At 28.1% G+C, this 21,246-nt stretch carries 30 protein-coding genes; 3 read left to right on the top strand and 27 right to left on the bottom strand.

Translation table 11 applies throughout. The annotated features are described in order from the left end of the window. The first annotated feature begins 29 nt into the window (after positions 1-29). Positions 30-320: a chorismate mutase gene (locus ACTTAO_RS07130; RefSeq protein WP_075506733.1), complete on the top strand. Its 291-nt coding sequence runs from the start codon at positions 30-32 to the stop codon at positions 318-320. 1 nt (position 321) lies between these two features. Here the strand turns inward: ACTTAO_RS07130 and ACTTAO_RS07125 are convergent, their stop codons facing one another. Genes ACTTAO_RS07125 through ACTTAO_RS07100 form a run of 6 tightly spaced genes read right to left on the bottom strand, consistent with a single transcriptional unit; the run spans position 322 to position 2,836 of the window. After that, a complete protein-coding gene (locus ACTTAO_RS07125) occupies positions 322-513 on the bottom strand; it encodes a 50S ribosomal protein L33 (protein WP_023853780.1) in 192 nt (63 codons plus the stop codon). After that, complete coding sequence (locus ACTTAO_RS07120) at positions 514-876, bottom strand: MerR family transcriptional regulator (protein ID WP_440691649.1); 363 nt, start codon at positions 874-876, stop codon at positions 514-516. Further along, the gene (locus tag ACTTAO_RS07115; protein ID WP_262589169.1) at positions 869-1,168 is read right to left on the bottom strand and encodes an HU family DNA-binding protein; all 300 of its coding nucleotides are present in this window, start codon (positions 1,166-1,168) and stop codon (positions 869-871) included. The genes ACTTAO_RS07120 and ACTTAO_RS07115 overlap by 8 nt, the downstream gene beginning before the upstream one ends. Further along, positions 1,169-2,170, bottom strand: coding sequence for a phosphate acyltransferase PlsX (plsX, locus tag ACTTAO_RS07110; RefSeq protein ID WP_440691647.1), 1,002 nt, complete (start codon positions 2,168-2,170; stop codon positions 1,169-1,171). 13 nt (positions 2,171-2,183) lie between these two features. Next, positions 2,184-2,366, bottom strand: a complete 183-nt coding sequence (rpmF, locus tag ACTTAO_RS07105; RefSeq protein WP_023853776.1) for a 50S ribosomal protein L32 — start codon at positions 2,364-2,366, stop codon at positions 2,184-2,186. Between the two features lie 2 nt (positions 2,367-2,368). Beyond that, the gene (locus ACTTAO_RS07100; RefSeq protein ID WP_440691645.1) at positions 2,369-2,836 is read right to left on the bottom strand and encodes a ubiquinol-cytochrome C chaperone family protein; all 468 of its coding nucleotides are present in this window, start codon (positions 2,834-2,836) and stop codon (positions 2,369-2,371) included. On the opposite strand from ACTTAO_RS07100, the gene bamE reads away from it, so the two are divergent. After that, complete coding sequence (gene bamE / locus ACTTAO_RS07095) at positions 2,835-3,317, top strand: outer membrane protein assembly factor BamE domain-containing protein (RefSeq protein ID WP_440691643.1); 483 nt, start codon at positions 2,835-2,837, stop codon at positions 3,315-3,317. The two genes, ACTTAO_RS07100 and bamE, sit on opposite strands and share 2 nt — an antisense overlap. On the opposite strand, the gene ACTTAO_RS07090 is transcribed toward bamE, so the two are convergent. From ACTTAO_RS07090 to ACTTAO_RS07040, 11 genes are all read right to left on the bottom strand, one after another. Then, on the bottom strand, positions 3,304-5,409 hold the full coding sequence (locus ACTTAO_RS07090) for a sodium-translocating pyrophosphatase (protein ID WP_440691641.1): 2,106 nt from the start codon (positions 5,407-5,409) through the stop codon (positions 3,304-3,306). The genes bamE and ACTTAO_RS07090 overlap by 14 nt on opposite strands. Before the next feature lie 76 nt (positions 5,410-5,485). Continuing rightward, positions 5,486-6,445: a thiamine-phosphate kinase gene (thiL, locus tag ACTTAO_RS07085; RefSeq protein WP_440691639.1), complete on the bottom strand. Its 960-nt coding sequence runs from the start codon at positions 6,443-6,445 to the stop codon at positions 5,486-5,488. Then, on the bottom strand, positions 6,438-6,839 hold the full coding sequence (locus tag ACTTAO_RS07080) for a transcription antitermination factor NusB (protein ID WP_262589163.1): 402 nt from the start codon (positions 6,837-6,839) through the stop codon (positions 6,438-6,440). Before ACTTAO_RS07080 ends, thiL begins: the two co-directional genes overlap by 8 nt. Further along, entirely contained in the window at positions 6,836-7,225 is a 390-nt protein-coding gene (gene ribH, locus ACTTAO_RS07075) for a 6,7-dimethyl-8-ribityllumazine synthase (RefSeq protein ID WP_440691638.1), read from the bottom strand. The genes ACTTAO_RS07080 and ribH overlap by 4 nt, the downstream gene beginning before the upstream one ends. Continuing rightward, positions 7,225-8,325: a 3,4-dihydroxy-2-butanone-4-phosphate synthase gene (gene ribB / locus ACTTAO_RS07070; RefSeq protein ID WP_440691637.1), complete on the bottom strand. Its 1,101-nt coding sequence runs from the start codon at positions 8,323-8,325 to the stop codon at positions 7,225-7,227. The genes ribH and ribB overlap by 1 nt, the downstream gene beginning before the upstream one ends. After that, positions 8,312-8,905 carry a riboflavin synthase gene (locus ACTTAO_RS07065; RefSeq protein ID WP_440691636.1) on the bottom strand — a complete coding sequence of 198 codons (594 nt, stop codon included), beginning with the start codon at positions 8,903-8,905 and terminating at the stop codon, positions 8,312-8,314. Before ACTTAO_RS07065 ends, ribB begins: the two co-directional genes overlap by 14 nt. Further along, on the bottom strand, positions 8,898-10,010 hold the full coding sequence (gene ribD / locus ACTTAO_RS07060) for a bifunctional diaminohydroxyphosphoribosylaminopyrimidine deaminase/5-amino-6-(5-phosphoribosylamino)uracil reductase RibD (RefSeq protein WP_440691634.1): 1,113 nt from the start codon (positions 10,008-10,010) through the stop codon (positions 8,898-8,900). Before ribD ends, ACTTAO_RS07065 begins: the two co-directional genes overlap by 8 nt. After that, positions 9,991-10,449 (bottom strand): transcriptional regulator NrdR, encoded by a 459-nt coding sequence (nrdR, locus tag ACTTAO_RS07055; protein WP_075506746.1) that lies wholly within the window; start codon positions 10,447-10,449, stop codon positions 9,991-9,993. The genes ribD and nrdR overlap by 20 nt, the downstream gene beginning before the upstream one ends. A 3-nt stretch (positions 10,450-10,452) precedes the next feature. Further along, the gene (glyA, locus tag ACTTAO_RS07050) at positions 10,453-11,760 is read right to left on the bottom strand and encodes a serine hydroxymethyltransferase (RefSeq protein ID WP_440691632.1); all 1,308 of its coding nucleotides are present in this window, start codon (positions 11,758-11,760) and stop codon (positions 10,453-10,455) included. 6 nt (positions 11,761-11,766) lie between these two features. Beyond that, on the bottom strand, positions 11,767-12,192 hold the full coding sequence (gene rpiB, locus ACTTAO_RS07045) for a ribose 5-phosphate isomerase B (RefSeq protein WP_075506748.1): 426 nt from the start codon (positions 12,190-12,192) through the stop codon (positions 11,767-11,769). A gap of 1 nt (position 12,193) precedes the next feature. Continuing rightward, positions 12,194-12,832 (bottom strand): aspartyl/asparaginyl beta-hydroxylase domain-containing protein, encoded by a 639-nt coding sequence (locus ACTTAO_RS07040; protein ID WP_440691631.1) that lies wholly within the window; start codon positions 12,830-12,832, stop codon positions 12,194-12,196. Between the two features lie 73 nt (positions 12,833-12,905). Between ACTTAO_RS07040 and hemB the strand changes: the two genes are divergently transcribed. Beyond that, positions 12,906-13,895, top strand: a complete 990-nt coding sequence (gene hemB, locus ACTTAO_RS07035; RefSeq protein WP_262589155.1) for a porphobilinogen synthase — start codon at positions 12,906-12,908, stop codon at positions 13,893-13,895. On the opposite strand, the gene recO is transcribed toward hemB, so the two are convergent. Genes recO through dapA form a run of 10 tightly spaced genes read right to left on the bottom strand, consistent with a single transcriptional unit; the run spans position 13,896 to position 21,218 of the window. Next, complete coding sequence (gene recO, locus ACTTAO_RS07030; RefSeq protein WP_440691630.1) at positions 13,896-14,576, bottom strand: DNA repair protein RecO; 681 nt, start codon at positions 14,574-14,576, stop codon at positions 13,896-13,898. Position 14,577: 1 nt separating this feature from the next. After that, complete coding sequence (gene rnc, locus ACTTAO_RS07025) at positions 14,578-15,243, bottom strand: ribonuclease III (protein ID WP_440680741.1); 666 nt, start codon at positions 15,241-15,243, stop codon at positions 14,578-14,580. Then, entirely contained in the window at positions 15,243-15,980 is a 738-nt protein-coding gene (lepB, locus tag ACTTAO_RS07020) for a signal peptidase I (RefSeq protein ID WP_262589151.1), read from the bottom strand. Before lepB ends, rnc begins: the two co-directional genes overlap by 1 nt. Next, positions 15,980-16,363 (bottom strand): holo-ACP synthase, encoded by a 384-nt coding sequence (gene acpS / locus ACTTAO_RS07015; protein ID WP_440691628.1) that lies wholly within the window; start codon positions 16,361-16,363, stop codon positions 15,980-15,982. Before acpS ends, lepB begins: the two co-directional genes overlap by 1 nt. Further along, entirely contained in the window at positions 16,363-17,082 is a 720-nt protein-coding gene (locus ACTTAO_RS07010) for a pyridoxine 5'-phosphate synthase (protein WP_440691626.1), read from the bottom strand. The genes acpS and ACTTAO_RS07010 overlap by 1 nt, the downstream gene beginning before the upstream one ends. Further along, entirely contained in the window at positions 17,079-17,666 is a 588-nt protein-coding gene (gene pyrE / locus ACTTAO_RS07005) for an orotate phosphoribosyltransferase (protein WP_440691624.1), read from the bottom strand. The genes ACTTAO_RS07010 and pyrE overlap by 4 nt, the downstream gene beginning before the upstream one ends. Then, positions 17,623-19,368, bottom strand: a complete 1,746-nt coding sequence (locus ACTTAO_RS07000) for a RelA/SpoT family protein (RefSeq protein WP_440691623.1) — start codon at positions 19,366-19,368, stop codon at positions 17,623-17,625. Before ACTTAO_RS07000 ends, pyrE begins: the two co-directional genes overlap by 44 nt. A 20-nt stretch (positions 19,369-19,388) precedes the next feature. Continuing rightward, the gene (folK, locus tag ACTTAO_RS06995; protein ID WP_262589144.1) at positions 19,389-19,907 is read right to left on the bottom strand and encodes a 2-amino-4-hydroxy-6-hydroxymethyldihydropteridine diphosphokinase; all 519 of its coding nucleotides are present in this window, start codon (positions 19,905-19,907) and stop codon (positions 19,389-19,391) included. Continuing rightward, on the bottom strand, positions 19,873-20,343 hold the full coding sequence (gene smpB, locus ACTTAO_RS06990) for an SsrA-binding protein SmpB (protein WP_262589143.1): 471 nt from the start codon (positions 20,341-20,343) through the stop codon (positions 19,873-19,875). Before smpB ends, folK begins: the two co-directional genes overlap by 35 nt. Further along, on the bottom strand, positions 20,343-21,218 hold the full coding sequence (dapA, locus tag ACTTAO_RS06985) for a 4-hydroxy-tetrahydrodipicolinate synthase (protein WP_075506760.1): 876 nt from the start codon (positions 21,216-21,218) through the stop codon (positions 20,343-20,345). Before dapA ends, smpB begins: the two co-directional genes overlap by 1 nt. Positions 21,219-21,246: the final 28 nt, after the last annotated feature.

The raw sequence follows: 21,246 nt of genomic DNA, 5'->3' as shown, positions 1-21,246 counted from the left end.
AATAATTATTAAGTATTCCAATAAATTAAATGTCGCCAAATAATAAAAAAAAACTAGATTTAATAAGAGTTAAGCTAGATAAATTAGATAATAAACTGTTATCACTTATAAAATATAGAACAAAGCTAGTTGAGGAAGTTTTAAAGCTTAAAGAATTTAAAAAAGAAATCGTAGATAAGAAAAGAATTAATTTTATTTTAAAAAAAATTAAAGCAAAATCCTTAAAACAAGGCATAGATCCAAAAATAACTAATCGCATTTGGAAAAATATGATTTGGTCTTATATTGATTACGAAAGAAGAAATTTTAAAAAAAAATAATTTATTTACTATGTGGTGGAAGCTTTTTCTCCACAAACATTTCGTGTTTTCTAGTATCAGGATTGTATTTTTTTGCAGATAATTTTACTTTAGCTTTTTCGCCACCTGCAGGTTTTTTTACATAATAAAAGTAAGGACTATCTGGTTTAGCTTCGGGTACCATTCTAACTTTTACGTGTGTTTTTTTTGCCATTTATTTTAGTGTTTTTAAAATATTTGATATTTTAGTTAACTTATTTTTTAATTTTTCAGCTTTTATAGATTTATCTGCCATTTCGTCAAGCTTTAAAGTATCTTCATTATCAAGGACCTTTTTAACTCCATTAATTGTCATTCCTTGATCTTTAAGCAAATATTTAATCTTCTTAAGAAGATCAATATTTTTTTCATCATAGTATCTTCTATTAGAATTAAGAATTTTTGGCTTGATTTGTTTAAACTGTGTTTCCCAAAATCTTATTATGTGAGTAGGCAAAGAACCTTTCTTATTGACTTTTAAGTCTAAAATTTTAGCAACTTCACCAATAGTTTTATAAGCCTGATCAGCTTTATCCATAATCTTTAAGATTTATAAACTCTTTAAATTCTTTTGAAGGTTTAAATAAAACAACATCCCTACTAGTTATTACTTTAGTTTCCTTAGTTTTTGGGTTTCTACCAATTCTACTTTTTTTTTGTCTAATGGAAAAAGTTCCAAATTTAGATAATTTAAGTTTTTTCTCAGATTTAATGTTAGAAACAATCGTAGATAAAAAATCATCAATTAAATTTTCTGAAATCTGTTTAGAAAAACCTAGTTGCATATAAACTAAATTAACTAAATCTTTTTTAGTTAAATTTATTCTCATTTAAAGATTCTGTTTAATCTTTTCTATCAAATTACCTTTAACAATTCTATGACAAACATCTAATGAGTTAGCGAAGCCAACGTAATCAGTGCCACCATGACTTTTTACTACTGGAGAATCTAATCCTATAAAAATTGCACCATTATACAGTCTTGGATCTAGTCTTTTTTTAAATTTTTTTAAATTTGAAATATTTAAAAGAGAGGATAGTTTTCCTATCCAATTGCCAGTCATTGCTTTTTTCAATTCGCTTGTAATGAAATTTGCTGTCCCTTCAGCTGTTTTTAATGCGACATTTCCAGTAAATCCATCGGATACAATTACATCAACTTCACCATCCATTATATGATTACCCTCAATGTATCCAGAAAAATTAAAATTTTCTGATTTTTTATCATTAAGAACTTGATATGTTTCTTTTATTACTTCATTACCCTTTAATTCTTCTGAGCCAATATTCAATAAAGCAACATTGGCTATTTCATCTGGGTATAATGAATTATAAAGAGCAGCTCCCATCGAAGAAAAATCACTCAAATTTTTTGAACTACACTCAATATTAGCTCCAAGATCTAATACAACGCTCATACCTTTTTTATTTGGCCAAAGCGCAGATAAAGCAGGTTTGTCTATATTTTCGATCATTTTAAGATTTAATTTTGATACAACTAATAAAGCACCAGTATTACCAGCAGATATAACTATATCAGCCTGCTTTTCTTTGACACTTTGAATAGCAAGCCACATACTAGTGTCTTTTCCTCTTTTTGCGCCTTCTAAAGGACTGTCCGTGCTTTTAATTGCATTCTCTGTATGGAAAATTTCATAGAACTCTTTATTAATTTTATTTTCAATTAATGGAGAAATTTTATTTTTGTCTCCAAATATTTTGTAAAAAATGTTTTTATTTGATTGGTGGTTATAAATTATGCCATCTATAATTTTTTTTGGTGATCCATCACCTCCCATTGCATCAACTGCAATTTTAATTTTTTCGGACATTAAGATAATTATACTATTCTTTTGGGTCTAAAACTTGTCTACCCTTATACATCCCAGTTTTTAAATCTAGATGATGAGAAAGTCTGTATTCACCTGATTTTTTATCCTCAACTATATTTTTAGTTGAAAATTTCATTGTTTGTGCTCGTCTCATTCCAGTTCTGGATGGGGTTTGTTTTCGTTTCGGTACAGCCATAATTATGGGTTACTTACACTTTTTAAATAATAATTCAAAGTTTTTTTTGATAAATTTAAGTTAAATTCCTCAAAATAATCAAGTAAATCATCAATATTATTAAAATCTTCTAAAAATATTGATAATTTTTCAATTTTATCTGATTTTGATAAATCGTCCCAAAAATGAATCTCAGAAACCATAGAATGGAATAAATTAATATAATCTTTCATTTTTTTGTTTATAGATTGGTCTCCATATCCTATTTCTCTAATACTCAATTCCAATTGCCTGAAGTTGAAATCATAAATTTCTTGTAATACTTTTTTATTTTCTTCATTTTTATAATTTTTAAGAAAAAATGAAAAATGAAGTAAAAATAAAGTTAACCTATCAGAAAAACTATCTTCTCTATTTAAATCCTTATATAAATCTTTATTTCTAGTGAAATTAATTAAATTATTATAAATATGTATATACTCATTACTCATGAATAAATTATATATATTTTTTTTATTTTTAATACTTTCAAATTGCTCTTTGAAACCAGTTGTAAAACATCATGGTGTCCCTTTTTTAGAAAAAAAACAAGATTCATTGGTAGTTAATAAGTCTAATAAAAATGATATTCGAAAAATTTTAGGTGCACCCTCTACAAAAAGTAAATTTGATAATGATGTGTGGATTTATATTGAGAGAAAACAGACACAGTCACAACTCAAGAATCTAGGTAGAATGAGGGTTTTTAAAAACGATGTTTTGGTACTGGAAATTGATAAATATGGAATTCTTAAAAAAAAAGAATTTTATAACAAAGAAGACATGGAAAACATTAAGTTGGTTGAGGCTACAACAGACTCTGGGTTTCAAAGAAACTCTTTCATCTATGACTTTATGTCCAGTATGAGACAAAAGATTAATGACCCTCTTGGTACGAGGGCCAAAAAACGTAAAGAAATTAGCCAGCGATAACTGCTAACAATAATAAAGCTACAATATTTGTAATCTTAATCATTGGATTAACAGCTGGACCTGCTGTATCTTTATATGGATCACCAACAGTATCACCTGTTACAGCAGCTTTATGTGCTTCTGAACCTTTTCCACCATGATTTCCATCTTCAATATATTTCTTAGCATTATCCCATGCTCCGCCTCCAGCAGTCATAGAAACAGCTACAAACAGTCCAGTAATAATAACTCCTAAAAGCATAGCTCCAACTGCAGCTAAGGCAGCTACCTGACCCCCTATTGATAGAATTATAAAATATAAAACTACAGGAGATAACACTGGTAATAATGATGGAATTATCATTTCTTTAATCGCAGCAACAGTTAACAAATCAACTAATTTTGCGTAGTCAGGTTTTTGTTTTCTTTTCATGATACCTGGAAATTTTTTAAACTGTCTTCTAACTTCTACTACTACAGCACCACCTGCTCTTCCAACTGCTTGCATTCCCATAGATCCAAATAAGTAAGGCAACATCCCGCCAATTAATAACCCAACAACAACATAAGGATTTGATAAATCAAAAGTTACAACAATACCTTCCAGAGCAGAGCCTGCTTCTTTAGAAAAATGTTTGATATCTTCAGTGTAAGCAGCAAATAAAACTAGTGCACCTAAACCAGCAGAACCAATCGCATATCCTTTTGTAACAGCCTTAGTAGTATTACCAACAGCATCTAGAGCATCAGTGGTTTTTCTAACTTTTTTATCCAAGTTAGACATTTCCGCAATCCCTCCAGCATTATCAGTTACTGGGCCGTAAGCATCTAAAGCAACAACCATTCCGGCTAATGCCAACATTGTTGTAACAGCAATTGCAATACCAAATAGACCTGCAATAGAATTTGTAATTAAGATACCAGCAACAATGATTAATGCAGGTATAGCTGTCGCTTCCATTGATACAGCTAAACCTTGAATAACATTAGTTCCATGACCAGTTGTTGATGATAAAGCTACAGATTTAACAGGTCTATAACTTGTTCCTGTGTAATATTCTGTAATCCAGATTAACAAACCAGTAATAACCAAACCAATTACTCCACAGTAATATAAATCCATTCCGTTAAATGTATTTCCATTTACAGTGTATTCATTTGTAAAACCAATTACATGATCAGTTACAGGCCAAAGAATAACTAATGACGCAACAGCAGATACAATAAACCCTTTGTATAATGCATTCATCACATTGTTATCTTTTCCAAGTTTAACAAAAAATGTACCTATAATAGATGTCAATAAACAAGCAGCACCAATTGTAAGAGGATAGATCATCATATTAAGATCACCTACGAAGAAAATTGATGATAAAACCATAGTTGCAACAATAGTAACGGCATATGTTTCAAATAAATCTGCTGCCATTCCAGCACAATCACCAACGTTGTCTCCAACGTTGTCAGCAATTACTGCTGGATTTCTTGGGTCATCCTCAGGAATTCCAGCTTCAACCTTACCAACAAGGTCAGCTCCAACATCTGCACCCTTAGTAAAAATACCCCCACCTAATCTTGCAAAAATTGAAATCAAAGAAGCACCAAACCCTAAAGCAACTAGAGCATTCACTATTTCTCTTTCATCCACTTCAAATTTCAATAATAAAAAATAATAAACTGCTATTGCCAACAATGCCAAACCAGCAACCAACATACCAGTTACAGCACCAGATTTAAAAGCAACTGATAGACCTTGAGCTAGACCTTTTCTAGAAGCTTCAGCAGTTCTAACGTTAGCTTCTACTGAAACTAACATACCAACATACCCCGCAATACCAGATAATGCTGCGCCTATTAAATAACCAAGACCAACTAATGGGCTAAATGCAATACTAACAATTACAAGAACAGCTGCACCAACAATTGCAATTGTTTTGTATTGTCTTGCTAGATAAGCTTTTGCTCCGATTTGAATAGCTGAAGCAATATCTTGCATTTTTGCATTTCCTGCACTTGAATTTAAAATGTTTTTTCCAGTTAAAAATCCATAAACGATAGATAAAAAACCAGCTCCGATTGTGTATAATAAAATAGTTTCGACAGTTGCACTCATATAACCCTTAGTTGTTGGTTGTTAATTTTTTAAGCCCGGACAATACAAAAAAAGTCAAAAAAGACAATAATTAACTTCAAAATTGGTGTATATAACCACCTGTATTATTGGCGATTTCTCTATCTTTTTGATCTAAAATTAAAGACTTGTTTTTACCAGATAAAATAGTTCCTATTTTAGAAATTTTTACACCAAGAGATTTACTTAATTTATTTATGATTCTGGCATTGTTTGGTCTAGCAGTAAACAAAATTTGATAATCATCTCCATTAGAAACTAGATCAATTTTATTTAAATTCTTACTATTAATTAGGTTGTTAAGATTTCTTGATACAGGAATGGATTTTTCATAAATTTTATAAGAAACATTTTGCTTGTTTATTAATTTATTCAAATCTGCGATTAAACCATCAGATATATCCATAGAACTTGTTGCTAGAGAAAGTAAATTTTTAGAAAACTTATTTTGGATATCAGGCATATAATATTTATTTATAAAATACTTCGTTTTAGATTTATTCAGTTTTATTTTATTTTTTAAAACTTGAAGTCCAATAAAACTATCACCTAAATTTCCTGTAACATATATATCATTATTTACATTAGATTGATTTCTATAGATTATTTTTTTTGAGTAACCAACTGAGGTTATTGTAAAGCTAAGTTTATTAGAAAAAGTTGTATCTCCTCCTCCTAATAATAAATCATATTTTTTCTGCTCTTCCCTTAAAGAATTGGATATTTTTTTAAGATTGTTTTTTGTAAAGTTTTTTTTGTTCCCTGATCCAGCAATAAAATAATATTTCGGGTTCACTCCTTTACAAATTAAATCAGAAATTGAAGATCTTAAAATCTTTTTAATAACTAAATCTGGTCTTTTAAAATCTATAAAATGTGTACCTATATTATATGTGTCTACAGAAATAACTAATCCTTTTTTTTTATCAAAAAAAACATCATCATTTAAACTTAAAGCAGCTTTATTTTTTTTAGTAATATTAGAAAAATAATTATTTATTAATTCAAATTCATGCATTTGTTCTTAATTTTTTTCCAACATTATCAAGCAAAGCATTTAGGTACTTAGTTTGTGAATTTTCTAAGAAATAATTTGATGAATTTAAATACTCTTTAATAATAATGTTTAAGGATAAATTAGGTTTGTACATTAATTCGTATGTAGCAGCTTTTAAAATAGTTTGAAAAACCTTATCTAAATTTTCAAAGACAAATTCATCACCTAATTTATTTTTTAATTCATCTATAATTAGATCATTTCTTTCGATAGTTCCTAGTACAATATCTTTAATAAATTTTTTAAATCTGTGTTTTGGAAACTGCAATTCATCATCTTCGTTATAAAATTTACCATAGAGTTTTTGAATTATTATAACCCTAGGATTATTTTTTGGATTAAAATGTGTTCTCATTTTTGAGATAGAATAGAAATTACTGCTTCAGCTGCTTCCGCACCTTTTTTCTTTCTCGCTTTAGCTTGAGACATATTCAAGCAAGTAATTATTCCATTCCCAATTGGTTTTTTACTTGAAATTGATAATTCCATAATACCATTGGTTGCTGCTTGAGAAATAAAATCAAAGTGAGGAGTTTGACCTTTAATAACACAGCCTAGAGCTAAAAAGGCATCATACTTATTTATGTTTTTTGAAATAGTTACTGGTATTTCAAAAGCTCCTGGAACATTAATAACTTTTATATAATTTTTTTTTGAGACTAATTTTAAAGCACTTTTAAGCAATCCATCTGCAATATCTTTGTAATAATCAGCTATAACAATCAAAATTTTTTTCTTCATTATATCAATTCTTGTTTAGTAATTTTTATACCATAACCATCTAAACCAATAACTTTTTTTGGAGATTTTGTGATTAAAATCATATTTTTAATTTTTAAATCCTTTATAATTTGAGCTCCAATTCCATAATTTCTTATTAATTTGTCATTACCCTTTTTATAAAAATCTTTATTTTTATAATCTTTCAGAGTTTGTGTTACAGATTTTAAATTAGAGTCTTTAATAAAGACTAATACGCAATTGTTATATTTTTTAAAATAATTCAAAGTTTTGTTAAATGAGTTTGGTAATTGTTGATTTATTAAATAATTTTGAACTACATTTGAAGAGATCACTCTTACCCTTGGGGCAATACCCTTTTTTATTTTTCCTTTAATTAGAGCAAAATGTTCTGCACCATCAATTAAATTTTCATAAATTCGAATGTTGTATTTTTGATTTTTTACAATTATTGAGCTTTGCTTTTTTAATTTAATTAATTTTTCTTTTTTAAGTCTGTAAGCAATCAAATCTTCGATCTTTCCTATTTTAAGTTTATGCTTATTTGCAAAATTAAATAAATCCTTACCTTTGGCCATTGTTCCATCTTCATTCATGATTTCACAAATAACAGCTGAATTATTTTTTTTTGCCAATTTTGAAATATCAACTGAAGCTTCTGTGTGCCCAGCTCTAACAAGCACACCTCCATCTTTTGCTATTATTGGAAACACATGACCTGGAGATACAATTTCATTTTTGTTAGCATTTTTCTTTGAAGCAACTTTAATTGTTTTTGCTCTATCCTTTGCTGAAATTCCTGTTGTGATTCCTTTTTTCGCTTCAATAGATATTGTAAATGCAGTTTTATTTCTTGATTGATTAATTGGTGACATTAATGAGAGGTTTAATTTTTTAGCCTGAACACTATCGAGAGCTAAACAAATTAAACCTCTGCCATACTTGGCCATAAAATTTATGTTTGTTGAATTAGTATCCGTTGTAGATATTACTAAATCGCCTTCATTTTCTCTTTTTTCATCATCAACCAATATGAACATCCCACCTTTTCTGGCAATGCTAATAATAGTTTCTATTGATGCAAAATTATTTTTTGTCATTAAAATAATTTCTTACATATTTAGACAAGATATCAATCTCAATATTTACCAAACTAAATTTTTTTAAAGTAGATAAATTAGTTTCTTTATATGTATGTGGAATAATCCAAATTTGAAAACCTTTTTTTGTAATTTTTGAAATTGTAAGAGAGATACCATTTACACATATTGACGCCTTCTCTATTAGGTGTTTTCTCTCCTTTTTTGGTATTTCAAAATCAAAAAGATAAGATTTATCTATTTTTTTAATAAAATTAATTATTCCAACAGTATCAACATGACCTTGGCAAATATGACCTGAAATTTTAGTTCCATATTTCAAAGGTAACTCTAAATTCAAAACATCTTTTGTTTTGAGAAATTTAAATTTGGACCTAATTAAAGTTTCATTAGATAAATAAAACTCCATTATTTTTGACTTATACGAAATTAATGTGAGACATACTCCATCACACGCGACTGATAATCCCATATCTTTTGATGAAACCTTTAAGTTGCTTTTAACAAATATATTGATCCCTTTTGGTCTTTTGATGATACTTTTGACGGTACCTTGGTTATATATAATTCCGTTAAACATAATTTTTATATAATTCTATTTTATCTTTTTTTAATTTCAGATTTAATTTTGACTTATATCTATATTTTGAATTTAAAGTATTTAAACTGTTAAATTCAACAAATTCTGTATTTTTAGATAAATTATTTGAACTTTTAAACAAATAAAATTTATTAAAAATTTTATCATTTATGAATGATTTTGTAAGTATATCTCCACCTTCAACCAATAAATTTCTACTTCCTAAAGAATAAAGTTTTTTTAATACTTCATTTAATTTGAATTCTTTATTTTTATTAATTTTAGATTTAATTAATAAGACTTTTTTAGATTTAAATAATGAGATTTTTGATTTTGTTGCTTCATTATAAAAAATAATTGTTTTTATTTTGGTTGCAGATTTTATTAAGTAAGAGTTTGGATTAGAATTTAGCTTATTATCTAAAATAACTCTTATAGGTGAAAAATTATTTTTGCTTTTAAGTCTACAATCAAGTTTTGGATTATCCTTATTTAAGGTTTTGTATGAAATTAATATCGTATCATTTTTATATCTTAAAAAATGCGAAAATTTATCAGAATAAATATTAGTAATTTTTTGCTTTTCTTTACTATAAATTAAATTGTTCTTTGAAACAGCAATTTTACCTGTAACAAAAGGTATTTTATTTTTTCTGTTAAAAAAATAAGGATAGTAAAATCGACTGATTTCTTTTTTTAAAAGATTTTTTCCAACTTTTATTTTACTTGATTTCAAAACTTTAAAAGATTTTCCACTAACACGTTCGTCAATATCAGAAATTGAATAAATAACTTCTGATATTTTTGATTTAATTATTAAATTTGTACAAGGTGGTGTTTTTCCTTTATGACAACACGGTTCTAATGTGACATACATCTTTGAGCCAGCAACATTTTCTATAGAATCTTTAATTGCATTTCGTTCAGCATGAGGTCTTCCATTGTATGAAGTTTGTCCTATAGATATAATTTTATTATCTTTAACGATTACACATCCAACGGATGGATTTGTTCCGGTTAAACCTTCACGAGCAATTGCCAAATTGAGGGCAATTTGCATGAATTGTATATCTTTGCTGGTAAAATTATCTTTTTTTGTAGACATCTAATCTGTCCACGAATTGCACAAAGTCTTTTTCTTCTCTGAAATTTCTATAAACGGAAGCAAAACGCACATATGCTACAGGATCAAGCTCTTTTAATCCTTCCATAACCATTGTTCCAATTGTACTAGTTGATATTTCTGTTTGTCCGAGTTCTTCTAATGATCTTGAGATTTTACTTATAAATTTTTCAGCAGTTTCGGTATCAATTGGTCTCTTTTTTAATGCTATATAGATTGATTTAGATAATTTATCTCTGTCAAAAGAAGACTTTCTTCCATTTTTTTTAACTACCATTAATTCTCTAAATTGAATTCTTTCAAAGGTAGTAAATCTTTCACCACATATACATAATCGTCTTCTTCTAATTGCAGTTCCATCTTCAGTTGGTCTAGAATCTACAACTGATGTATCACCTTTTTTTTCACAAGGACAAATCATTATTTATAAATTTTTATATATTGGAAATGATGAGGTTAGATTAATAACTTCATTTCTTACTTCATTTTCAACTTTACTGTTATCATCAGGATTTTCAGATAAACCTTTAATAGTTTTTGTTATCAATTCACCTACAGTTTTAAATTCATTTAATCCAAATCCACGTGTAGTAGCAGCTTGAGTACCCAATCTAATTCCCGATGTAATCATTGGTTTCTCTGTATCAAAAGGTATTCCATTTTTATTACATGTTATGTTGGCTCTTGATAGACTTTCCGCTGCAAGATTTCCCTTAACATTAAAAGGTCTTAAATCAACAAGCATTAAATGAGTATCAGTTCCATCTGAATAAATTTTAAATCCATTGTTTTTTAAAGTTTCGGCTAAGATTTTCGCATTAGCTAAAACAGATTTTATATAATCTTGAAAATCTGGTTGAAGAGCTTCTAGAAAACCAGCAGCTTTAGCAGCAATAATATGCATCAAAGGTCCACCTTGATAACCAGGGAAAACAGCTGTGTTAAACTTTTTACCAAGCTCCTCGTCATTAGACAAAATTATTCCACCTCTTGCACTTCTAAAAACTTTATGTGTAGTTGAGGTTACAACATGAGCGTAATCACATGGATTTGGATAACCTTTACCAGCCACAAGTCCTGAGAAATGTGCCATATCAACCATTAAATAGGCTCCTACTTTATCAGCTATTTCTCTAAATCTTTTAAAATCTATTACTCGAGAATAAGCACTGCCGCCTGCTATTATTAATTTAGGCTTGTGTTCTAAAGCAAGTTTTTCAACATTATCATAGTCAATGAGTTCAGACTCTTTATCAACGTCATAACCTATAGCGTTAAACCATTTACCTGACATAGATATTTTCAATCCGTGTGTTATGTGTCCACCTGAATTTAAACTCATTCCCATAAATGTATCTCCAGGATTTAATAAAGCTAAAAACACAGCTCCATTTGCTTGGGCTCCAGAGTGAGGTTGTGCGTTTGCATATTTACAATTAAATATTTTTTTTAATCTCTCAATTGCAAGACTTTCTGCAACATCGACATGTTCGCAACCATTATAGTATCTTTTTCCAGGATATCCTTCGGCATACTTATTAGTTAAAACTGATCCTTGAGCTTCAAGAACTGCTTGAGAAACTATATTTTCTGATGCAATTAATTCTATATGTTGTTGTTGTCTTAAGAGTTCGTCTTTTATAGCTTTATATAATTCAGGGTCCTTGCTAGACAAACCATCTTCGAAGAAACTCTTATAACTATCGTTTAAATAACTTTTTTCACTAGACATAATTAATTATATTTTTTTTACCCTTTTTAAGTGTCTCCCACCTTCGAACTTTGTATTTAAAAAAATGCTAATAAATTTTAATGCATTTTTTTTAGTTAGTAATCTAGATCCTAATGTAATGATATTTGCATCATTATGCAATCTAGATAATTTAGTAGATTTTTCATTAAAGCATTGAGCGGCTCTAACATTTTTATGTTTATTTGCTGCAATATTCATTCCAGTTCCTGATCCACATACCAAAATACCAATATTTTTTTTAGATGAATTTACTTTTCTTGCAACTTTATGCGCATAATCTGGGTAATCAACGCTATTCTCATTTGAAGGACCAAAATCTTGGAAATTAATTTTTTTCTTTTCTAAATAAATTTTAATTGCTTCTTTAAGTTTAAAACCAGCGTGATCTGAAGAGATAAATATCTTTTTCAAATTAATTGAATTTATAATCTAGCACACAAGCAACAAGGTGGACTCTATTTTCTTCACCACCATTAAATGCATTATGATATTTTGTGTTATTAGTCACCCAAACAGAACCATCTGCAGGCATGTGTTTTGCAACATTATCTATAACCATTAAGCATCCAGGATTAGTTACGATTGGAATATGCAATCTTGGTTCTGGATCTCTATGCCAACTTAAAGTTGATCTTGGTTCTTTTAATAAAATTCTTACTCTACCCAATTTATATTTGCTTGATAAAACATCATAAACTTCTTTAAAATAAGTATTCTCATAATCTTTTATAAATTCAGAATAAGCTGCTTCATTAATTTCTACATCTCTAGAAACCTCTTTTCCAGTTTTATCAGGTTTAGTCCAATAAACACCTCTAGCTTTATTGCCTTTGATTGAATCAGGATCACCAGGAATTTGAGTTAATGAAATAGCTCCAAAGTGTGTTATCCCAGCATCTTCGAATTTTTTTGTCTTAATAATTTGGTTATAAGCCTCTTGAAGTTTATTTATATCAAATTTCAAGTTTTGTTTTTGAAAATCACTAAAATCTAAAATTCTTTCTTCTTTTTTTAGGTTTAGGTTTACAACTTTTGTGTTATCAATGCTCATAAAAATGGTTTTGTACTTAATTTAAGAGATATTTGTATAATACATTTGTCGCATTAATAAAGTAAATTTAAACATGATTGTAGGAAAATATCCAAGCCTAAGATTAAGAAGAAACAGAAAATCTTCCTGGACTAGAAAACTAATACAGGAAAATACCCTAAGTCCTAATGATTTTATTCTTCCAATTTTTCTTATTGATGGAGTAAATAAAAAACAACATATAAAATCGATGCCTGGCGTCTACAGGTATTCAGTAGATAGAATCAGTCAAATTATCGACAAAGCGATAAGCAAAGGAATTCCAATGGTTGCTCTTTTCCCAAATACAAAAAAATCATTGAAAAATGAACTTGGATCAGAAGCACTCAATGAAAATAATCTTGTTTGTAGAGCATCAAGAATGATTAAAAAAAAATACAAAAATCAAATTGGAATTATGTGTGATGTTGCATTGGACCCTTATACCTCTCATGGACATGACGGATTAATCAAATCTGATAAAATTTTAAATGATGAAACAATTCAAGTTTTAATAAACCAATCTTTACTTCAAGCTGAAATGGGTTGCGATGTCTTAGCTCCATCAGATATGATGGATGGTAGGATTGGTAAAATTAGAAAAGCAATCGATCAAAACAATTTCCAAGAAGTTCAGATTTTATCTTATGCAGCAAAATATGCATCCAGCTTTTATGGTCCCTTTAGGGATGCCGTCGGGTCAAAAAGCTCATTAAAAGGAGATAAAAAAACATATCAAATGGATTTTAGAAATTCTGATGAAGCATTGAGAGAAGTTGCTTTAGATATAAAAGAAGGAGCTGATATGGTTATGGTTAAACCAGGAATGCCATATTTAGATATAATTAAATCAATTAAAGAAAAATTCAAAATCCCAGTTTTTGCTTATCAAGTATCTGGAGAATACAGTTTAATAGAAAATGCTATTAATAAAAACCTTGTAAATAAAGATGCAGTGTATGAAAGTTTAGTGGCTTTCAAAAGAGCTGGTGCAAATGCAATTGTAAGTTATTACGCTGATCGAATTGACAAAATAATAAAGTAATCACCTTAAAGTATTAAGAAATAACAATCTATTATTTGGAAAATTAATATTATTTGGTTTTAAAATCGTTTTATCTAGATAATCATTAACTAACTTCAAACCTTTTAATAAAATTTTAATATCTTCAACCTCTTTATCTTTTTCAATAAGAAAGTTTGGAACATATTTTTTTTCATTTGATGATGAAACAAAATAAACAGTTTCGTTATTTTCAGTATCTTTCTCTACTAAGTTTTGTAATTCTAAATCATAACCTAATATTTTAAGTAATTCTAATTCCCAAAAAATATATTTTTTTAACCAATTTTTATCTTGTAAAATTAAAAAGAAATTATGAATTATGAAAAAAACTTTTTCATTTGATTGTGCGTCTGCTGTTAAAATTTTAATCAAATTCATTGCAGAGGTTAAGCATGATAATTTTTGCCTATCGTCAAAATACAAAGGACTGTAAGCATTTAAAATTTCAACTTTAAAATAGCCAATCCTATTTTCATTTTTTGAGTTATAATTAACATGCAATTTATTTCCTATTTGTAGATAATTTTTAATTTTTTTTGATGTTCCGCCAAATATAATGCCTGACACTTTGCCTTTTTCTTTGGTAAAAATTTCTACAATCAAGGAGTTTTCGTTATATCTATTTTTACTTAATAAAAAACCTTCATCAGACCAATTCATATTATTTATTGAAACTATTTAAACACTCTGTGGCAGCACTTTGTTCGGCATTTTTTTTGGAATTGCCAATGCCAATAAAGTATTTTGTATTAGGTAATTTTACTCCTACTTTAAATACAGGTTTGTGTCTTGGTCCAGTGTTTGAGATTAATTTGTATTTAGGAAGACTTTTAAATTTTTTTAATGTTTGTTCTTGTAACTTTGTTTTGGCGTCAATTTCTGTAACAACGCTATCACTAATTTTTGCTTCCCACTGCTTTAAAATAAATTTTTCAACAATATTAAAACCTTTATCGAGATAAATTGCTCCTATTAAAGCTTCACAACTATCTGCAATAATTTTATCTTCAATTTTTATTTTTTTATTTCTTGGATTAAAAGTTTTTATATATTTTTCTAAATTAATTGATTTTGCAATTTCAAGACAAGATTTTTTATTAACAAGTGAAGCAAATTTCTTATCAAGTATTCCCTCTTTTTCGTTAGGATAAATTTCTAATAATTTTTTAGCCATGACTAGTCCTAGTACACGATCACCTAAAAATTCAATTTTCTCATTATTTTTAGAGGAATTAAAACTTTTATGAGTAAGAGATTGGTCTAATAAATTTTTGTTTTTAAAAACTATATTTATTTTTTTTTCTAGTTCTTGATACTTTATTTTCATTAATTAATAACATTAAAGGTTCTTTTAAATCTTATAGATTTATGCCATTTCCAAAATTCAATAAAACTTCCTATTTTTTTATCAGATGAGAAAAAAATAAATTGAGCCTTACCAACCAAGTTATCTTTATGAACATAACCAACACTTGAAAGAAATCTGCTATCTTTAGAACAATCTCTATTATCACCTAAAAAGAAATAATGATCTTCTGGAACTGTAAAAATATCTGAATTTTGATAGGTGTAATTTTTTAAATAAACTGTATGAAATTTTTTACCATTAGGTAATTTTTCCTCAAACTTTAAAACGTCTATTGTTGTGTCACCACAATAAATTTTAGTTTTAAGTGGAATTTTAGATTTAAGTATTTCGCTACTATTTAAATATAGATTGGCATCAATAAACTGGATTTTATCTCCTGGCAGCCCAATTAAACGTTTTATATAATCTGTTCTATTGTCAGCTGGTGTTTTAAATACAATTACATCGCCTCTTTCAGGACTTTTAAACATTATTCTTTTACTAAGTATTGGCGGACTAAAAGGGAAAGAATGTTTACTATACCCATATGAATATTTCGTAACAAATAATCTGTCACCTACAAGTAATGTGGGTTCCATCGAAGAAGAAGGTATATAAAAAGGTTGCACTAAAAGTGATCTAATTATTACTGCAATTATCAAAGCATAAAATAAAGTTTTTATATTTTCTGAAAAAAAGTTTTTATCTAGTTTCATTATGATTGAATAATAGCAAATGCTGTTGAATATTTTTTTTCATCTGAAATGGATAGAAAACAATTATATTTTTTAATTTTAAATTTATTTTGGATTATCTTGGTGATTTTTTTGTTTGTAACATAATTTGGTTTACCCATTTTATCGTTAACTACTTCTATATCCTTAAAGTTCAATTTCATTCTAAATCCGGTACCCATAGCTTTTGCAAATGCTTCTTTTGCTGCAAATCTTTTTGAAAAAAAGGATACTTTATTCTTTATTAAGTTTGATTGTCTTTGTTCTCTCACACTATAAACTCGATTAATAAAAGATTTACTTTTTATAGCTTCTTTAATTCTTTTATTTTCAATTACATCAACTCCAATACCTAAAATTTTCATTAATTTTTAATAATTTTTTTAAAATCTTTAATTACTTTGGGTAGCCCATAAAATATCGACTCTCCAATAATAAAATGTCCTATGTTGAATTCCTCGATTTCTTTAATTTTTGTTAAAATTTTGGTCGTTTTGTAATCTAAACCATGACCCGCATGTACTTCTAAGTCTAGCTTAGATGCAAGTTTTGAGCTTTTTTTAATTCTATTTAATTCGTTTGAAAAATTATTATGCGATTTAACATAATTAGCTAGTTTTCCAGTGTGAATTTCAACACAATCCACATTTAATTTTTTTGAAAGTTTAATATCGTTTAAATTGGGGTTGATAAATAAACTAGTTCTAATATTTGACTTTTTAAATTTAAAAATGATTTCTTTTAATTTTTTATAATAATCTTTTACATTTAAACCACCTTCTGTAGTTATTTCTTTTCTGTTTTCTGGAACAATACAAATGTAATTTGGTTTATATCTTAAAGCTTTTTTAATTATTTCACTATTCATTGAGACTTCAAGATTCACTAACACTTTGTTCAAAGCACAAATCTCTTTTGTATCTAAATCATTTATGTGCCTTCTGTCTTCTCTCAAATGAATAGTTACGGAGTCTGCACCCAATTTTATAACTTTTTTTGCTGCAAAAACTGGATTGGGATGTTTTTCACCACGTGCATTACGCAGGGTTGCAATATGATCTATATTTACACCTAGTCTTTTCACTTAATAAATCTACTTCCTGGAGTGGTAATGGGAATTGATTTTAGAGATTTAGGTATATTTTTAAGGTTATAGCTGGGCACATCTATTTTTAAATGAGAAACAATTTTATTTTTAATCTTCAAAGATTTTTTTGTTGATCTGTCAATTATAGAGGCAAATCCAACAAGTTTTGCGTTTGATTTTTTAATTAGTTTCACACATTCCAAACTGGATTTACCAGTCGTAATAACATCTTCTATAATCAAAACATTTGCTCCCTTTTTTATACTAAAACCTCTTCTGAGAGTAAATTTTCCATTCACCCTTTCACAAAAAATTGTTTCTTTTTTTAAAATTTTACCAATTTCATAACCTATGATCACACCACCCATTGCAGGAGCAAGTATTAAATCTATTTTTTTAAAATTTTTTTTAATTTTATTTGCTAATGATTTGCAAATTTTGTCAGCTAAATTAGGAAAGCTTAAAAGTTTAGCACATTGAATATACTTTGGAGAGTGTAGTCCTGAGGATAAAACAAAATGTCCTTCTAATAACGCATCAGTCTTTTTTAAAATATTTAAGGATTTTTTGAGTGAATGCATTTCTTTTTTCTTCGTGTCTAATTATCTTAAATTTTATACCTTTTTGCTTTAGCTCTGCAATAAAATTTGTAAAATTCTTAAGATTTCTAATTATTAATCTAAATTTAAAATTAATATAGTTTGGGTTTTTACCTGCCATCTCTAAATTAGAAATGTTAAGTTTATGACTTCCAATTAAAGAACTTATATCACCAAGTTGACCAGGTTTATCTGGTAGTGAAATCCATAGTGTAGTGTTATATTTTTTTGTTTTTTCCTCTTTTTGCTCACCTTTATCATGCCAATATCTTCTAATAGCAGCTCTTGCTTTACCTGTTTTGGTAGTAGGTATCCAATGCAAAGATGGTGAACTATTTTTAGATGTGAGAATGTTAACCCTATCACCATTTCTTAATATTGTTTGTAATTCACTGTTATTTCCATTTACTTCACATCCAATTGCAGAATTACCAATTTTAGTGTGAACAGCATAAGCAAAATCGATTGCTGTTGCATCTTTTGGTAATTTAATTACAGATCCTTTTGGTGTAAAGCAAAAGACATTTTCCTGAAACATTTGAAGCTTTGTATACTCATACGAGTCCTCAGGATTTTCGTTTTTTTCAATAATTTCAACCAAATCTTTTAACCAATCATACTCTTTCCAACTTAATGAATTAAATTTTTCAGAAGATTTATACTGCCAATGCGATGCAACACCTCTTTGTGCAAAGTCATGCATTTCTGTTGTTCTAATTTGAATCTCTATAGGCTTTTTATTTGAACCGATAACAGAAGTATGAATTGACTTATATCCGTTTATTTTAGGCGAAGAGATATAGTCTTTAAATTTACCAGGAATACAGTTCCATTTTTTATGAAATATACCAAGAGTTTTATAACAGTCATCAATAGTATCTAATATAATTCTAAAACCAATGATGTCTGTTATCTGCTCTAATGAAACTCTTTTTTTTTGAACTTTTCTCCATATTGAAAATGGAGTTTTTTCTCTTCCATATATTTCAGCATTAATTCTATGATCATTCAATATTTCGCTAAGCTCATATGATTGTTCTTCAAAAATATCTTTTCTATCTAATTTTATTTCATCAAGTCTTTTTTTTATTAATTTCCTCGCATCATAATTTAAAATTTCAAATGACAAATCTTCAAGCTCATCACGTATTCTGTGCATGCCCATTCTATCTGCCAGTGGAGCATAAATTTCCATTGTTTCTTGTGCAATCCTTTGTCTTTTTTCCTCTTTTGTAATTGCTTTAATCGTTCTCATGTTATGTAATCTGTCTGCAATTTTTACTAACAAAACTCTAATATCTTTTGATGTTGCTAAAATTAATTTTCTAAAGTTTTCTACTTTAGAATTTGATCCAGCTGTATTTTCAAAAACAGATATTTTAGTAACACCATCTACAAGATCAGCAACCTCATCACCAAATTCAGCTTTTATTGTTTCGTAGGTTGCAAAGGTATCTTCAATAGTATCATGTAACAACCCAGTAGCAATTGTGGCACTGTCTAATTTTAACTCTGTTAAAATATTTGCAACTTCAATTGGATGTACAGAGTAAGGATCACCAGAAGCTCTCTTTTGACTCTTATGGGCCTTTACAGCAAAATTATAAGCTTTATCTAATTTTTCAGGATTTAAAAATTTATTATAATTTTTAACTTTATTAATTAGTTCATTAGAATTCAGCATAACTTTATTATAACATTAATTTAAATTTGTTTAATAGACCTAATGTCTGCTTCAGGGAGTGAAGAAATCAAGCTTTTAATATCTTTTTTAATAATTGGATGATGCCATTTTTTTTGAATTTCAAAAAAAGGGATAAGTACAAAATTTCTTTTGTGCATAAGCTTATGGGGCAAAGTTAATTTGTTTTTTATTTTTAAAACCTTTTTATGAAAGTCGATTATGTCAATATCACAAACACGAGGATCATTTTTTTTACTCTTTTTTCTTCCTAATAAAATTTCAATTTTCTTACATATTTTAAGGAGACTTTCTGGATCAAAACAAAACTTTGCCTTGATAACTACATTTAAAAATTTAGGTTTTTTGGGGTCTGGCCATGAAAGTGTTTCATAAAAACTTGAGATAGATAAAAAATCCAGATTATTTTCGCTTAAGTGAGATTTTGCAATTTCTATATTTTTTTTTCTATCCCCTAAATTAGAGCCAATACCTAAGTAAACAATTTTAGCTTGATTTTCTAATATATCTCGCCTTTTCACGGTTCCAGTCCCTACTTTTTTTTGTTGCTCTTTTATCGTATTGCTTCTTTCCTTTAGCAACTGCTAATTCAATTTTGGCCTTCCCTTTTTTAAAATACATTTTTGTTGGAACAATAGTAAATCCATCTCTTTGCATTTTTCCAATTAATTTATTTATTTCTCTTTTATTAAGCAGTAACTTTCTTTCATCAGTTGGGTTATGATTGGAATAACTTGCTTGTTTGTAAGGTGAAATGTGAGAATTAATTAAAATTATTTCTCCTTTTTTTTCAACTGCATAAGAGTCTGCTATATTAACTTTTCCATCTCTTACTGATTTAATTTCAGAACCTTTAAGAACAATTCCTGCTTCTAAAATATCCTCAAAAAAATAATTAAAACTAGCTTTCCTATTTAAACAAATTATTTTTAAACCAGAATTGGTTTTTTTGTTCATTAAATCAATTTTGCTGACTGAAGAGACTTTTTAACAATTTCCTTAGTTTGTTCGGTAACTTTTACCAGAGGTAATCTAACATCATCTTCGCATAGATTTAATAATTTAGCAGCATATTTTACTGGACTAGGATTACTTTCAACAAACATTGAATGATGAATTGGCTGTAAAATTTTATCTAATTTTTCAGCTTCACCAATATCATTTTCAGATTTAGAAAATTTTTGAAAATCTGAACAAAGTTTTGGTGCTATGTTTGCTGTTACACTTATTGCACCTACTCCACCTCTTTTATTAAATTCTAGCGCATTGTCATCATTACCAGTCAATTGAACAAATTCTTTACCCATTTTTGATAACTGTTGATCAACCCTATCCAAATCTCCAGTGGCATCTTTTACACCAACTATATTTTTTAACTCGAACAGTCTTGCCATTGTATCAACATTCATATCAATAACTGATCTACCTGGTATATTGTAAATTATTATTGGTATCCCGCATTTGTCATTTATAGCTTTATAATGCTGGTACAAACCTTCTTGAGTAGGTTTATTATAATAAGGTGTTACGATTAGAGCACCATTTGCACCTGCCTTTTCAGCGTGTGAAGTTAAAGAAATAGCTTCCTCAGTAGAATTTGAACCTGTTCCAGCTATAACTGGAATTTTTCCATTACTTTCTTTTATGCAGAGATCAATTACTTTTTGATGTTCATCATGACTTAATGTTGGGGATTCTCCTGTTGTACCAGCAGGTACAAGCCCACTAGTTCCATTTTCAATATGAAAATGTATTAATTTAATATACGCCTCCTCATCTAAGAGATTGTTTTTAAACGGCGTAATTAAAGCAACATTTGATCCTTTGAACATAAATACTTATAACATAGTTTAAAGATTC

The sequence above is a fragment of the Candidatus Pelagibacter sp. HIMB1782 genome (genome assembly GCF_052047475.1).
Taxonomy (GTDB): domain Bacteria; phylum Pseudomonadota; class Alphaproteobacteria; order Pelagibacterales; family Pelagibacteraceae; genus Pelagibacter.
Note: the sequence above shows the minus strand (reverse complement) of the source record. Positions and strands in the feature narration are given on the sequence as shown.